Source organism: Campylobacter sp. CNRCH_2014_2452 (assembly GCF_025772865.1).
Lineage (GTDB): Bacteria > Campylobacterota > Campylobacteria > Campylobacterales > Campylobacteraceae > Campylobacter_D > Campylobacter_D lari_D.
On record NZ_JAKMSX010000016.1, the window covers coordinates 1 to 14076 of the forward strand.

At 29.8% G+C, this 14076-nt stretch carries 16 protein-coding genes and 1 pseudogene; 11 read left to right on the forward strand and 6 right to left on the reverse strand.

Going from position 1 to position 14076, the window contains the following annotated elements:
* The 3 genes from L8X38_RS07960 to L8X38_RS07970 form a co-directional block, all read right to left on the reverse strand.
* A partial coding sequence (locus L8X38_RS07960; RefSeq protein ID WP_263661729.1) for a CopG family transcriptional regulator occupies window positions 1-219 on the reverse strand: 219 nt, incomplete at its 3' end.
* A 10-nt stretch (window positions 220-229) separates the two neighbouring features.
* Window positions 230-793: a bacteriohemerythrin gene (locus L8X38_RS07965; protein WP_263661730.1), complete on the reverse strand. Its 564-nt coding sequence runs from the start codon at window positions 791-793 to the stop codon at window positions 230-232.
* 77 nt (window positions 794-870) lie between these two features.
* Window positions 871-1458 (reverse strand): bacteriohemerythrin, encoded by a 588-nt coding sequence (locus tag L8X38_RS07970; protein WP_263661731.1) that lies wholly within the window; start codon window positions 1456-1458, stop codon window positions 871-873.
* 129 nt (window positions 1459-1587) lie between these two features.
* Here L8X38_RS07970 and L8X38_RS07975 point away from each other — a divergent pair, with 129 nt between their 5' ends.
* Entirely contained in the window at window positions 1588-2253 is a 666-nt protein-coding gene (locus L8X38_RS07975) for a response regulator transcription factor (protein ID WP_263660850.1), read from the forward strand.
* Window positions 2246-3469 (forward strand): sensor histidine kinase, encoded by a 1224-nt coding sequence (locus L8X38_RS07980; RefSeq protein WP_263661732.1) that lies wholly within the window; start codon window positions 2246-2248, stop codon window positions 3467-3469. Before L8X38_RS07975 ends, L8X38_RS07980 begins: the two co-directional genes overlap by 8 nt.
* A gap of 2 nt (window positions 3470-3471) precedes the next feature.
* On the opposite strand, the gene L8X38_RS07985 is transcribed toward L8X38_RS07980, so the two are convergent.
* Genes L8X38_RS07985 through ribE form a run of 3 tightly spaced genes read right to left on the reverse strand, consistent with a single transcriptional unit; the run spans window position 3472 to window position 4920 of the window.
* The gene (locus tag L8X38_RS07985; RefSeq protein ID WP_133318661.1) at window positions 3472-3678 is read right to left on the reverse strand and encodes a hypothetical protein; all 207 of its coding nucleotides are present in this window, start codon (window positions 3676-3678) and stop codon (window positions 3472-3474) included.
* A 1-nt stretch (window position 3679) separates the two neighbouring features.
* Complete coding sequence (gene pgeF / locus L8X38_RS07990; protein WP_263661733.1) at window positions 3680-4348, reverse strand: peptidoglycan editing factor PgeF; 669 nt, start codon at window positions 4346-4348, stop codon at window positions 3680-3682.
* Window positions 4312-4920, reverse strand: coding sequence for a riboflavin synthase (ribE, locus tag L8X38_RS07995; protein ID WP_133318663.1), 609 nt, complete (start codon window positions 4918-4920; stop codon window positions 4312-4314). The genes pgeF and ribE overlap by 37 nt, the downstream gene beginning before the upstream one ends.
* 123 nt (window positions 4921-5043) lie before the next feature.
* Here ribE and mnmG point away from each other — a divergent pair, with 123 nt between their 5' ends.
* The 9 genes and pseudogenes from mnmG to L8X38_RS08040 all read left to right on the forward strand — a co-directional run.
* On the forward strand, window positions 5044-6900 hold the full coding sequence (gene mnmG, locus L8X38_RS08000) for a tRNA uridine-5-carboxymethylaminomethyl(34) synthesis enzyme MnmG (RefSeq protein WP_263661734.1): 1857 nt from the start codon (window positions 5044-5046) through the stop codon (window positions 6898-6900).
* Window positions 6901-7065: 165 nt separating this feature from the next.
* Entirely contained in the window at window positions 7066-7569 is a 504-nt protein-coding gene (gene petA, locus L8X38_RS08005) for a ubiquinol-cytochrome c reductase iron-sulfur subunit (RefSeq protein ID WP_133318665.1), read from the forward strand.
* A gap of 1 nt (window position 7570) precedes the next feature.
* On the forward strand, window positions 7571-8815 hold the full coding sequence (locus tag L8X38_RS08010; protein WP_133318666.1) for a cytochrome b: 1245 nt from the start codon (window positions 7571-7573) through the stop codon (window positions 8813-8815).
* A 2-nt stretch (window positions 8816-8817) separates the two neighbouring features.
* Window positions 8818-9945, forward strand: a complete 1128-nt coding sequence (locus tag L8X38_RS08015) for a c-type cytochrome (RefSeq protein WP_263661735.1) — start codon at window positions 8818-8820, stop codon at window positions 9943-9945.
* 173 nt (window positions 9946-10118) lie between these two features.
* Window positions 10119-10904, forward strand: coding sequence for a 30S ribosomal protein S2 (gene rpsB, locus L8X38_RS08020; RefSeq protein ID WP_087700911.1), 786 nt, complete (start codon window positions 10119-10121; stop codon window positions 10902-10904).
* Complete coding sequence (gene tsf, locus L8X38_RS08025; RefSeq protein ID WP_263661736.1) at window positions 10904-11980, forward strand: translation elongation factor Ts; 1077 nt, start codon at window positions 10904-10906, stop codon at window positions 11978-11980. The genes rpsB and tsf overlap by 1 nt, the downstream gene beginning before the upstream one ends.
* A 2-nt stretch (window positions 11981-11982) precedes the next feature.
* On the forward strand, window positions 11983-12618 hold the full coding sequence (locus L8X38_RS08030; RefSeq protein ID WP_133318668.1) for an ABC transporter ATP-binding protein: 636 nt from the start codon (window positions 11983-11985) through the stop codon (window positions 12616-12618).
* Window positions 12605-13375 carry a flagellar biosynthetic protein FliR gene (fliR, locus tag L8X38_RS08035; RefSeq protein WP_133318669.1) on the forward strand — a complete coding sequence of 257 codons (771 nt, stop codon included), beginning with the start codon at window positions 12605-12607 and terminating at the stop codon, window positions 13373-13375. The genes L8X38_RS08030 and fliR overlap by 14 nt, the downstream gene beginning before the upstream one ends.
* 58 nt (window positions 13376-13433) lie before the next feature.
* A pseudogene (locus tag L8X38_RS08040) lies at window positions 13434-14076 on the forward strand (hypothetical protein); the annotation flags it as partial.

Here is a 14076-nt window from a genome sequence, read left to right on the forward strand (position 1 = left end):
ACATTTTAATTTTTTTATAATGTTATCTAGTTTTTTACTATCTCCATCTTTTAAATCTTCTAAAGCTTCTATGGCTGGAGCAAAGTCTTCTATTTCATCAAGATAATTTTCTAAAGCATTGCGTAAAATTTCAGCTTTTTTCTTTTTAGAAAATTTCGCAGTTTGATTTAAGCGTTCATAAAGCTCTAATGGAATAGTTAAGGTGTAGCGTTTATTCATTTTATAGCCTTTATTTTAGTTTGATAGCTTCTTGACAAGTTTTACATTTGTAACTTGCATTGTTTAATTGAATTTTTTGGTGAATTTCGCAAGGAACTTTGTGAATTTTATTTACACAAGAGCAAATATATTCATAAATTTCTTGAGTTTCTTGAAAAGTTATAGTATTGGTATTTTTATTTAGTTGTGCTTGATGCCATTTTTCTATCTTCATATCTTCTCTTAAAATATGCTCTAAAAGCCATTTTGATGCAATGACATTAAGTTTTTCTTTGAGATCATTTGTGCTTTTGAGATTTTGAATTAAATCAATCATAGATTGGATGATACTTTTGTGAATTTTTTGATGGTTAGAAAGTTCAGGATAACCTATTTTTGCCATGTATTTTTCTTCTTCGGCAAAATGCTCTTTCATATAATTAAAAAAATCTGCAAGTAAAAATTTAATTTGTCCTTTATGGACAGGTTTATCTGAAATCATCTCGACATTTGCAGCAAGTTCAAAAAGTTTTTTATGCTGTCTGTCAATTTCTTCATTATGGATACTATATTTACTACACCATTTTGGTAGCATGTTAGCTCCTTGTTTATATTTAGAAGAGTTTTATAAGCATTATAGTTTACTATATTTTAAATTATTATTAATTTTTATTAGATTTCTATTTTTTCTTTGTATTGTATTAAATTAGCAGAGCATTCTTTACATTTAAACTGCACTTTAGAATATTGCATTTTTAAATGAATATCATAAGGAACTTTGTGTGTTTTTCCTTCGCATTGACATTGATATAAGAATTTTTTTGGTTTTGGAGCTTCTTCTTCAAAAGTATCTGAAGAATTCTTTGCTTGGGTGTTTTGACGCCAATGTTCTATCATCATATCATGCTGAATGATGTGTTCTATCAACCATGAATTAACTACTATATATAATTTTTCTTTTAAATCATTTGTACTTTTTATACTTTGTATGAGTTTTATCATGGATTTTGTGATTTGTTTATGCATGAGTTTGTGTTGATTTAGATAAGGGTAATTAATCTCAGTCATATAGGATTCTTCATCTTGAAAATGAATTTTAATATAGTGAAAAAATTCAGCAACTATCTTTTTAAGTTCGACTTGATAAACTGGCCTATCTGAAATTTCTTCCACTTTGGCGGCAAGTTCAAAAAGTTTTTTATGTTGTTCGTCAATTTTTTCATTATTAATACTATATTTTTGATCCCAATTTGGCAACATAATAAAATCCTAAATTCAATAAAATAGTTAATATTTTATAAATACTTGCCTTTAAATATGCTAAATTCACACTAAATTTACATAAAAAAAATATAATAATCTAAATTAAAATAGCATAAAAGGCTTAAAATGGCTACGCAAATTCTTTTACTAGAAGATGATATTAACTTAGGGGAAATTGTTGGTGAGTTTTTAGAAGAAGAAGGCTTTGAAGTGATTTTGGTGGATAATGCTCAAGATGCGCAAGATAAAGCTTATGAGAAAAATTTTGATTTATGGATTTTTGATGTAAAAGTCCCTTTAGGAGATGGTTTTAGTGTGCTTAAAAATTTAAGAGAAGCAGGTAGATATACCCCAGCTATTTTTATGACCTCTTTAAACACTACTATGGATTTACAACAAGGATTTGAATGTGGTTGTGATGATTATATCAAAAAGCCTTTTGAGTTGCAGGAGTTAAAAATAAGGATTAATGCTATTTTAAAGCGTTCTTTTGCGCATAAAAATGAAGATTATGAGGACTTGGGAAATGGTTTTAAATTTGCTTTTATATCGCAAACTTTATATCAAAACGATAAGCCATTGTCTTTACCTTTAAAAGAATTAAAACTTTTATCATTACTTTTGAAAAATAAAGGTAAATTTATAGATACTGCTTATATTTTTGAAGAAATTTGGGAATATGACCAAGAGCCAAGTGAGCTTAGTTTGAGAGCTTATGTGAAAAATTTACGAAAAATTTTAGGAAAAGAAAGCATTATCAATCAAAGAGGAAGAGGGTATTGTTATGCATGAAGCCAAGCGCGTTGCATGGCAAATTCTTTCTTTGTATTTAGTAAGTGTAGGAAGTATTCTTATAGTGCTTTTTGGTATATGGTATGCTAAGTTAATAGAAGATTTAATAAGCGAATATAGCATAAAGCTAAGACAAGAACATCGTTTTGTGATTTTGCAAATGGAAAAATCGCGTTTTGAACCCATAGGAAAAAGTGCTAAGAAAATAGCTCAAATTTCTAATATAAAATTTGCAATATTTGATAGAACTAAGGTTTATTTTTCTAATCTTGATTTATCTGCTCAAACAACTTTTTTTAAATTAAATAATGCGAATATTTATAACAATAACACTTTGATTTATGTAGCTGATATAAATTTAAATAGCTTGTTACTTGCTGATAATCAAAATCAAAGTGCTTTAGAAATATTAGGAGATGTAAATCGTTTAAGAGTTTTAATACAAGGTGATGATATTTCTAAAGAACTTGGATTTATAAGATTTAAAGTTGCTTTAGCTATGGTACTTTCTTTGATTTTTGTTAGTTTAGTAGGATATTTAATACTTAAATTTGCGCTCAAGCCTTTAGAAATGAGGATAAGATTTTTAAATAATTTTATAAAAGATACTACTCATGAGATTAATACGCCAATTAGTGCGATATTAATGAGTGTAGAGAGTTTGGAAAGAAAAAAGAATTTTGAAGAAATTAAGGCTTTAAAACGCGTAAAAATAGCGGCTTTGACTTTGAGTCATTTGTATTCAGATTTAACTTTTTTAAATTTTTCTCAAGCTTATGAAGCTAAAAAAGATTGGATATTTTTAAAAAATTTGATTAAAGAAAGAATGGAGTATTTTAAGATATTTTTAGAGCAAAAAAATATTGACTTAGAACTTGTTTTAGAGGATAATGGAAAAATTTATGCCAATAAAGAGCAGTTTTTTAAAATGTTTGATAATCTTGTTAATAACGCGATAAAATATAATATAAAAAATGGTCATATTAAAATAACTCTTTTAGAGCAAAAACTTATAATAGCAGATAGTGGCTGTGGTATAGCAAAGGAAAATTTGGCTAATATTTTTGAGCGTTATTCAAGATTTAATGAAAATCAAGGTGGTTTTGGTATAGGACTTTCTTTGGTAGATAAAATTTGTAAAGAACATAATATAAAAATAAAAGTAGAAAGTGAGTTAAAGAAAGGAACAAAATTTATTTTAACTTGGAAAAATTAAAATTATTTATTGCTCATTTTAGCTTTTTCTTTAGCATTTATAAGCGTTGTGATAAATTCATTTAAATTTTTAGTATCGTTTTGATTTAGAGTTTGTGGGGTATGATTTAGCATTTGAGTGATTAAAAGTTCATTGCTTAAGTCATTATCACCAAATTCTCTAGCTTTTTGTAGAATTTTTAAAGCAAGTAGATTTTTTACTTCATACATTTTAATCCTTTAAATAAATCACGCTAACAATGCGCTTTGGAGTTTGATTTTTTCTATAAGAAAAAAATCTCTCATCATCAAAGGTGCAAAGATTGATATCAAAAATATCATTAACACCTAATTCTTTTGCTTGAAATTTAACTAATGCTTTTAAATCAAGCTTGTTTTTATGTAAAAAATGTGCAAAATTTTCTTTGCTGTGGTTTAAAACCTCGCCATTAATTTCATAATTTTTAGCACAAATTCCTGCTGAAATGATGAGTTTTAAATTCTTGGTTTGAGTATTAAAGCTTTTTTGCATTTTCAAAATAGCTTCTTTTAAGATATTTGCAAAACAACCTTTTCTACCTGAATGCAAAGCTGCTACGGCTTTATTTTTATCATCATATAAAAGTAAAGGCAAGCAATCAGCGCTTAAAATACACAAAGCTATATTTTTTTCATTGCTAATTATCCCATCAGCATTAAAGTGAAAATTTTTATTATAATGAGTGATGATATTAGAATGAATTTGATTTAAAAATACACACTTTTTTATAGAATTTTCCCGAGGAAAAATATTATCATGAATTTTTGCTCTAAAAATATTATAATCTTGATCAAAGGCTACAAAAGCTTTTGCGAAATCATTTTCTAATAAAGTGATGTAATCTTGTCTATTTGTTGCCATGAAATTTCTTTTTTATAATTTAATTGTCTGTGTATATATCTTGCTAAAAGATCACTTTCTATATTGACGCGTCTTCCTATGGTGTAATTTTTAAACAAGGTTTCATTAAAGGTTATAGGAATAATAGTCAAACGAATACTATCTTTTAAAACTTCATTGATAGTTAAACTTACTCCATCTATAGCTACACTTGCTTTATTTGCCATATAAATTTGTATATTATCAGGGCATTTAATATAAAAATCAACTCCGTTTTCTTTTTTAGAAATATTAGTAATTTCGCCAATACCATCAATGTGTCCTTGCATTAAATGCCCATCTATTCTATCGCCATAAGCTAATGCAGGTTCAATATGCACATAGTCTTTTAAATTTTCAATAGCTATGTGAGTTCTTGTTTCATAAGAAAGTTCAAGATTAAAGCCATCATCAAAAAGTTTTGTTACGCTCAAGCACGCACCATTAACTGCTATACTATCGCCTAGTTTTGGCTTGTAACTTGCTTTTAATCTTAAAGTGTTGTTTTGATATGATTTGACAAAGGCTAATTCGCGGATTAATCCATTAAACATTCAATACCTTTAATTTTTATGAGATTTTATCCAAAACTTTTAAATTTCAAAAAGTATTTTTAGTGTTTTATTTTAAAAAATATTATATAATTTTTGCCTTTTTTATAAAAATGAGGTCAAAATATGTATGATATAATCGTAATAGGTGGCGGGCATGCTGGAGTTGAGGCTAGTGCCGGGGCTGCTAGAATGGGCAAAAAAACTTTACTTTTAACTACTTTAATCGAGCAAATTGGTGCTGCAAGTTGTAATCCTGCTATAGGCGGCTTAGCAAAAGGACATTTGGTAAAAGAGCTTGATGCTATGGGTGGGCTTATGGGGCAAATTACCGATGAGGCTGGAATTCAATTTAGAATTTTAAATGAAAGCAAAGGTGTTGCAGTTCGCGGAAGTAGAGCGCAAATTGATATGGATGCTTATAGAATTTGTGCTAGAAATAAGCTTTTAAAACTTGAAAATTTAGAAATCTCTCAAGAGCAAGCTTTGTCTTTACTTATAGAAAATGATGAAGTTAAGGGCGTTAAAACTAATTTAGAAAATACATATTTTGCTAAAAAAATCATACTTACAACAGGAACTTTTTTAAATGGACTTATCCATATAGGTGAAACTAAGCTTCAAGCAGGTAGGGTAGGTGAGCTTGCGTCTGTAAATTTGGGTGAGTATTTAAAACAAAGTGGTTTAAAAGTAGGGAGGTTAAAAACAGGAACTTGTCCAAGAGTAGATGCTAAAAGTATTGATTTTAGTGTTTTAGAAATTCAACCCGGAGATGAAAATCCTAAGGCCTTTAGTTTTAAAACAAAAAATTTCAAGCCTAATCAACATCCATGTTATATAGCAAGAACAAATTTAAAAACACATGAGATTATAAAAAGTAACTTTTACCGCGCTCCGCTTTTTACAGGACAAATTGAAGGTATAGGTCCAAGATATTGTCCATCTATAGAAGATAAGATTAATCGTTTTGGTGATAAAGAAAGTCATCATTTATTTATAGAGCCACAAACTAAAGATGCTACTGAATATTATATCAATGGCTTTTCTACCTCACTTCCTTATGAAGTGCAAATTGCGATGTTAAGAAGTATAAAAGGTTTTGAAAATGCTAAAATCACGCGTTTTGGTTATGCCATAGAGTATGATTATATTGATCCAACGGAGTTAAAACATACTTTAGAAACTAAAAAGATTAAAAATTTGTATTGTGCCGGGCAAATTAACGGAACTACTGGTTATGAAGAAGCAGCTGCGCAAGGTTTTATGGCAGGAGTGAACGCGGTTTTAGCAATTGATGAAAAAGAGCCTTTTGTATTAAGACGCGATGAGGCTTATATAGGGGTATTAATCGATGATTTAGTAATGAAAGGCACAAAAGAGCCTTATAGAATGTTTACTTCAAGAGCTGAATATAGACTGCTCTTAAGAGAAGAAAATGCTATTTTAAGACTTGGAGAATATGGACATAATTTTAAACTTTTAAGTCAAGAAGACTATGCATATATTGATAATATAAAGCAAAATGTTAGGAAAGGACTTGAGTTTTTACTTCAAACTACATGGACACCAAGCAATCAAAATAATGAATTTTTGCAAAGCATTAAAGAAGAAAAAATTACCTCAATAGTAAGTTTGCAAAAAATTGTTGCAAGAGCGAGTTTTAATATAGAAAAACTAAAAGCTCTAGATGAAATGTTTGCAAAAATGGATGAGTATTCTTTAAATGAAATTTTAAATGAAGCAAAATATTATCATTATATAGCAATGCAAAAAGCACAAATAGAAAAAATGAAAAACTTAAATGACTTAAAAATTCCTGAAAATTTTGACTTTAAAAGTGTAAGTGGTTTGAGTAATGAAGTGGTGGAAAAACTGCAAAAATTTAATCCGCCAACTATTTTTGCTGCTTCGCAAATTAGTGGTATTACCCCTGCTGCTTTAGATATTTTGCATATTTATATCAAAATGAAAAACAATAGATGATATTAACTTATCTATTGTTTTGATTTGAAAATAAATACACTTCTGTTATTTTAAATAAATACTTGCATATCTTAAATAAAGCTTTTTTATATAAAGAAAAAATTTATTATTTTTTAGATAAACTGCTATACTTTACAACAAATAAATCAAAACAAAGGAAGTAAAATGGCTACATCTGAAAGTAGACGAAGCTTTATGGGCTTTGCCTTTGGAACGGTAGCTGCTGTGGGTGGTGCTTTTTCATTAGTTGCAATGAAAAAAACATGGGATCCGCTCCCAAGTGTAAAAGCAGCAGGTATTACTACCGTAGATCTTTCTGGTATGAAAGAAGGCGAATTAAGAACAATCGAGTGGCGTAAAAAGCCTATATTTATCTTAAAAAAAGATGCGGATATGGCAAAAGATAGCAGTAGGGATGTTATTGTGGGTGATGTTGCATATACTGTAGTTATTGGTCTTTGCACGCATTTAGGCTGTATTCCAGCTTATGCTCCAAGTGAGAAATTGTTTAAGTGTGCATGCCACGGTGGCGAATTTGACACTAGTGGTAAAAATGTATTTGGTCCTCCTCCAAGACCTTTGGACATTCCTCCTTTTAGAATTGATGGAACTAAATTAGTGTTAGGTGAAGAAGGTCCAGAATATAAAAAAATGATTGCGGAGGCTTGATATGGCACAGATAAAAAAAGCTAGTGGTATTATAGATTGGCTTGATCAAAGATTAGCTGTAAATAAGCTTTTTAATGTTTTAATGGCTCAGTATTGGATACCAAAACAAATTAACTTCTTATGGGCAATGGGTGTTATCTTGACAACTCTTTTTGCTATTTTATTTATTTCAGGTCTATTTTTAGTAATGTATTATAAGCCAGATGTGGCTTTGGCTTTTGATAGTGTTAATAAAACTATCATGCAAGAAGTAGAGTATGGTTGGCTTTGGCGTCATATGCATGGTGTGGCTGCTTCAGTTGTGTTTTTAATCATATATATCCATATGTTAACAGGAATTTATTATGGCTCTTATAAAAAGGGTCGTGAGATGATTTGGATTAGCGGTATGCTTTTGTTTGTTGTATTTTCAGCAGAAGCATTTAGTGGGTATATGTTACCTTGGGGACAAATGAGTTTTTGGGCTGCTCAAGTTATTACTCAGCTTTTTGGCGGAATTCCTTTTATAGGTGATGCATTAGTTATTTGGATAAGAGGAGATTTTGCAGTATCAGATCCAACTTTAACTAGATTTTTTATGCTGCATGTGTGCTTATTGCCAATTGTAATTTTAGCAATTATTGCATTCCACTTTTATTCTTTAAGAATTCCTCATGTAAATAATGAAATTTCAGAAGAAATTGATTTTGATTTGGAAGCTGAAAAATATTTAGCAGGTGATACAAAAGGTTCTAAAGTTATTCCTTTTTGGCCAGGATTTTTAGCTAAAGATTTTATGTATATTGCGTTATTTATGATTTTCTTCTTCTATTTGGTGTGTTTTAAATTTAATTTCGCAATGGATCCAATTAACTTTGACCCAGCAAATTCTTTAAAAACACCTCCACATATTTATCCTGAGTGGTATTTCTTATGGAGTTATGAAGTTTTAAGAGGATTTTTCTTTGATGTTGGAAGCATTAAAGCTTTTGATATAGGTCTTGCAGCGTTTGGTATAGCACAAATTATTTTCTTCTTGTTACCTTGGCTTGATAGAAGTGATGTTGTGAAACCAGCACACGAAAGACCAATGTTTTTTGCATGGTTTTGGGTGTTATTGATAGATTTAATTGTACTAACAGTTTATGGAAAGCTTCCTCCAACAGGAATTAATGCTTGGATAGGATTTTATGCTTCTATGGTATTTTTACTATTATTGTTAGTAGTCTTACCAATTATTACTATCATGGAAAGAAAAAGGGGCTAATAATGAGAGAATTAAAAATATTTTTTGTAGTTGTCTTTTTCACAGGTTTAGTTTATTGGGGGGTTGAGCCTTATGCACATTCAGTGATGAATCCTCCTTCAACTCCGGTTAATTTTGACTTTGCAAAAGCTGATGTAGAATTTACCAAAGGCGAAGTTGCTTTAAAAGAAAAAGCTGCAATAGATGCTAATGCTTCAGGAAGTGAAAAAGCTATAGCTAATGCTCAAAAAGCACTAGAGCTTGCTAAAAGCCAAGAAGAAGCTACCAAGCAATTATGGGAAAAAATCGCAAAAATTGATTTTAGTAAAGGTAATGCACAAAAAGGAAAAGAGCTTTTTGAAGGAAATTGTATTGCATGTCATGGTGTGAAAGCCGTCGGAATTCCTGCTACTATTACAGATTCTTCTTTAGGTGTAACACCTCCTGATTTAAGTGATGCGGGTGCTATTTATGATGAGAAATTTTTAGCAGCACTGATTGTTGATCCAGTTAAGGTTTTGCAAATTTCACATAAATTTAATGATGAAAATCCATTCTTAATGCCTGCTTATCCTTTAAGTGGTGATGAAGCACAAGATAATCAAGATTTAGCAGATTTAATTGCATTCTTTAAAAATACAGCTAGTGAGTATGAGAAGGAATTTGATACAAAATTAAAAGCAGATTTAGAAGAAAAATATGCTAAAAACCAAGAGCTTTCAGAGCAAGCAAAAACGGCTTTAATTGCAAAAGAATTTGATTTTGCTAAAAACAAACATACATTTGAAAATGCTTGCGGAAGATGCCATGATGTAAAATATGATGGTTTTATTTCAAGTTCAAATATGAGCGATTTAAAAAATTATCTTGGTATGACGCCTCCGGATTTATCTATGATGATTCGTTCTAAAGGCACGCATTATCTTGAAATCTTCATCAATGAACCTCAAAAGAAAATTCATGGAACTGCTATGCCAAGAGTTGGTCTAAATGAAAAAGCACAAACTCAAGTTATTAGTTATCTTGAAAAAGTTGGTGATAGTAAAAAAGAAGAAAGAGAGCAAACAGGAATTTATATTATGATATTCTTTGCTATCTTAAGTATTTTTGCTATAGGTTGGAAAAGATCAGTTTGGTCTAAACTACACTAATTTACTCAAAGAACGCCTTGTGGCGTTCTTTTTCTTCAATAATAAGCTAAATATAAAATAAAATTTGATATAATATTTTTTCATTTCACACGCATTAATTTCCTTATTAGGTTGCTTATGGGTTAAAGAATGCGGAGGAATAAACCTAATTATTTTATTTCAAGGAGAATTTCATGGTAAGCATGAGAGATTTGTTAGAGTGTGGTGTACACTTTGGACACCAAACAAGAAGATGGAATCCAAAAATGAAAAAATTTATTTTTGGTGAAAGAAAAGGTATTTATGTAATTGATTTGCAAAAAACGCTTAGATATTTTAGATATACATATAACATTGTTCGTGACGCTGCAGCAGAAGGTAAGACAATTTTATTTGTTGGAACTAAAAAACAAGCAGGTGGAGCGATTAAAGAATACGCTGAAAAATGTGGTATGCCTTATGTAAATCACAGATGGCTTGGTGGTATGATGACAAATTTTGGAACTATCCGCCAATCAATTAGAAAATTAGAAGTTATAGAAAAAATGGAAGAAGATGGAAGTATTAAACTTTTAACTAAAAAAGAAGCATTAATGCTTACTAGAAAAAAAGAAAAATTACTAGCATATCTTGGTGGTATTAGATATATGAAAACTCAACCTGATATGATTTTTGTTATTGATACTGTTAAAGAAAAAATTGCAGTACAAGAAGCTAATAGATTAAAAATCCCTGTAGTTGCTCCACTAGATACAAACTGCGATCCTGATTTAGTTGATTTCCCAATTCCAGGAAATGATGATGCAATTCGTTCGGTCCAACTTTTCTGTCAAGAAATGGCTGAAGCAATCAATGAAGGTAAAGCATTAAGAGAGCAAGATGGTGAAGTTAGCGAAGAACAGCCTATTTCTGAAGAAGAGAAAAAAGAAGTTTTAGAAGAAGCTATGAGTGAAGAAGATTTTGAAGGAGATAAAGAGTAATGGCTGAAATCACTGCACAAATGGTAAAAGAACTGCGCGAGAGTACTGGCGCAGGTATGATGGATTGTAAAAATGCTTTAAAAGATACAGATGGTGATTTTGAAAAAGCAGTGCAACTTTTAAGAGAAAAAGGACTTGGAAAAGCTGATAAAAAAGCTGATCGTTTAGCTGCTGAAGGTTTAGTAAGTGTAAAAGTAAGTGATGATTTTAAATGTGCAACTGTAAGTGAAATTAACTCAGAAACAGATTTTGTTGCTAAAAATGAACAATTTATTGCTTTAACAAAAGATACAACAGCACATATTCAAGCTAAGAGTCTTCAAAATGTTGAAGAATTACATTCAAGTGAGATTAATGGTGTTAAATTTGAAGAGTACTTAAAAAGCCAAATTGCAACTATTGGTGAAAATTTAGTTGTTAGAAGATTTGCTACTTTAAAAGAAGGTGCTAATGGCATAGTAAATGGTTATATTCACACCAATGGTCGTGTTGGTGTAGTTATTGCTGCAGCTTGCGATAGTGAAGCTACGGCTAGCAAGTGTGGAGAATTTTTAAAACATATTTGTATGCATATTGCTGCAATGAAGCCAAGTTATTTATCTTATGAAGAGCTTGATATGGATTTTGTAGAAAATGAGTATAAAGCTTTAGTTGCTGAGTTAGAAAAAGAAAATGAAGAAAGAAGAAGATTAAAAGATCCTAATAAACCAGAGCATAAAATTCCAAAATATGCAAGCAGAAAACAATTAACTCAAGAGGTAATTCAAGCAGCTGAAGAAGCTATTAAGGCTGAACTTCAAGCACAAGGTAAGCCAGAAAAAATTTGGCCTAATATTATCCCAGGTAAGTTGAATAGTTTTATAGCAGATAACTCTCAACTTGATAGCAGACTTACTTTAATGGGTCAGTTTTATGTAATGGATGATAAAAAAACTATCGAACAAGTAATTGCTGATAAAGAAAAGGAACTAGGCGGAACTATCAAAATAGTCAAATTTATTCGTTTTGAAGTAGGTGAGGGCCTAGAAAAGAAAACTGAAGATTTTGCTGCTGAAGTTGCTGCACAAATTGGTTAAAAATGGAACTTTTAAAAGCGGAAAATTTAAACCATAGTTTTGATATTCCGCTTTTTGAAAATTTAAATTTTACTTTAAATACAAAAGATTGTATTGCAGTATGTGGAAGCAGTGGATGTGGTAAATCTACTCTTTTGCATATTTTATCTACCTTATTAAAACCTCAATCGGGAAAAGTTTTTTATAATAATCAAGATTTATACGACTTAGATGATGAAGCTTTGCTAGAAATTCGTAGAAAAGATTTTGGTATTATTTTTCAAATGCATTATTTATTTAAAGGTTTTTTGGCTTTTGAAAATATAGAACTTGCGAGTGTTTTAAGTGGGCAGAATATTGATTATGAATTATTAAAAAAACTTGATATTGCAGATTTAATGAATCAAAAAATCACAAAATTAAGCGGTGGACAACAGCAAAGAGTAAGTATAGCTAGGGTTTTAAGCAAGAAGCCAAAAATTATTTTTGCAGATGAGGCTACCGGAAATTTAGATTTTAAAAATGCTTTAAATGTAATGGATATTTTGATTGATTATATCAAAGAAAACAATGCAGCTTTAATTTTTGTTACGCATGATCAAGAGCTTGCTAAAAAATGTGATAAGGTTTTTCACTTAAACAACCATGGAATTTGTTAAATATTTAGGTGATGAAAATGTAGTTATTTTCATGCTTTTGTTTGCTAGAATGAGTGGGTTGATAGTTTTTTTCCCTTTTTTTTCTCATAATAGTATTCCTTTGGTGGTAAAAACAACTTTGGTAATGTTTTTAACAATGTTTTTATACCCTTTAGCTAAACTTGAAAATAATACACCTGATTCTTTTTTTATTCTATATCTTTTAAGTGAAGTTATTTTTGGGATGATAGCAGGAATGATTTTGCAAATGACTTTTGCCATTTTGCAAATGGCAGGTGAGCAGATTTCTTTTACTATGGGTTTTTCAATGGCTAGTGTTATGGATCCCACAACAGGTGCAAATACTCCTGTAATTTCACAAGTTTTAAATTTATTAGCTTTGCTTGTATTTTTAGCTTTTGATGGACATCATTTGATTTTGCTTTTTATATCTAATTCATTGGAATATATTAGTTTAGGTGGATTTTATCCACATGAAAATTTAATGCTTTATTTAAATAAAGCTATGGTAAATATTTTTGTGCTTGGTTTTTCTATGGCTTTTCCTGTTTTAGCTATTTCTTTGCTATCAGATGTGATTTTTGGCATGCTTATGAAAACTATGCCGCAATTTAATCTTTTAGTGGTTGGTTATCCTATCAAGATATTTTTGTCTTTCGCGGTTCTTATTGCTATTTTACTTATTATGATGCAATATTTTAAAAATTTAATAGTAAAAAGTTTTGAGCATATGGAGTTGTTATTTTTTAATATATAAGCATTAAATAATTAAAAATGTTTTAAAATAATGTATTTTTTATTCTTGGGAGATGATAATGAGGGTTTTGCTAATAAATTCCAATATAGCTGTTTCAAAATTAATTAGTTTGGGAGTTCAAAAATTAGGTTATGATTTTGAGGAGCTCACGGGTATTGAGGAGCTTGAGGGATTTTATGATGTAATTATTATAGATCATGATATTGAGGCTGATTTAGATGATTTAAAAAGTAAATGTGATAGATTGATTTATTTGTTACCTAGAAACCTAGAACAAAAAGAAGGTATAGAGTGTTTGTATAAACCGTTTTTACCTACCGATTTTATAAATCTTCTAAGTGGAGATGGGGTTTTGGATGATATTCAAAAAGATGCTTTGAGCGAAGATGAACTAAATTTTGATGATGAGGAAGTTGTTGGTAAAGATATGCCTTTGGATGGAAATGAACTTTTAGAAGGTATTGATTTGTCTGAACATGAAGAAAATTTGAGTGAAGATGATTTAAATTTACAAGAAGATTTTTTTGAAGAGAATTTAGGTGATGGATTAAAAAATGATGATATGTTTGATGCAACAAGTGAGTTAATAGATGAAGAGAAAACAGAAGATGATTTAGTTTTTTCAGATAGCTTAGATAAAGAAAATATAGAAGAAAATATAGAAGAAAATATAGAAGAAAATATAGAAGAAAATATAGAAG

Excerpts from the sequence above, each read along its gene's own strand:
- fliR (WP_133318669.1), top strand. The coding sequence starts at position 12,605 with ATGGAATTTGTTAAATATTTAGGTGATGAAAATGTAGTTATTTTCATG.
- L8X38_RS07985 (WP_133318661.1), bottom strand. The coding sequence starts at position 3,678 with ATGTATGAAGTAAAAAATCTACTTGCTTTAAAAATTCTACAAAAAGCT.
- mnmG (WP_263661734.1), top strand. The coding sequence starts at position 5,044 with ATGTATGATATAATCGTAATAGGTGGCGGGCATGCTGGAGTTGAGGCT.
- L8X38_RS08015 (WP_263661735.1), top strand. The coding sequence starts at position 8,818 with ATGAGAGAATTAAAAATATTTTTTGTAGTTGTCTTTTTCACAGGTTTA.
- rpsB (WP_087700911.1), top strand. The coding sequence starts at position 10,119 with ATGGTAAGCATGAGAGATTTGTTAGAGTGTGGTGTACACTTTGGACAC.
- L8X38_RS08010 (WP_133318666.1), top strand. The coding sequence starts at position 7,571 with ATGGCACAGATAAAAAAAGCTAGTGGTATTATAGATTGGCTTGATCAA.
- ribE (WP_133318663.1), bottom strand. The coding sequence starts at position 4,920 with ATGTTTAATGGATTAATCCGCGAATTAGCCTTTGTCAAATCATATCAA.
- L8X38_RS08030 (WP_133318668.1), top strand. The coding sequence starts at position 11,983 with ATGGAACTTTTAAAAGCGGAAAATTTAAACCATAGTTTTGATATTCCG.
- tsf (WP_263661736.1), top strand. The coding sequence starts at position 10,904 with ATGGCTGAAATCACTGCACAAATGGTAAAAGAACTGCGCGAGAGTACT.
- pgeF (WP_263661733.1), bottom strand. The coding sequence starts at position 4,348 with ATGGCAACAAATAGACAAGATTACATCACTTTATTAGAAAATGATTTC.
- L8X38_RS07965 (WP_263661730.1), bottom strand. The coding sequence starts at position 793 with ATGCTACCAAAATGGTGTAGTAAATATAGTATCCATAATGAAGAAATT.
- L8X38_RS07975 (WP_263660850.1), top strand. The coding sequence starts at position 1,588 with ATGGCTACGCAAATTCTTTTACTAGAAGATGATATTAACTTAGGGGAA.
- L8X38_RS07970 (WP_263661731.1), bottom strand. The coding sequence starts at position 1,458 with ATGTTGCCAAATTGGGATCAAAAATATAGTATTAATAATGAAAAAATT.
- petA (WP_133318665.1), top strand. The coding sequence starts at position 7,066 with ATGGCTACATCTGAAAGTAGACGAAGCTTTATGGGCTTTGCCTTTGGA.
- L8X38_RS07980 (WP_263661732.1), top strand. The coding sequence starts at position 2,246 with ATGCATGAAGCCAAGCGCGTTGCATGGCAAATTCTTTCTTTGTATTTA.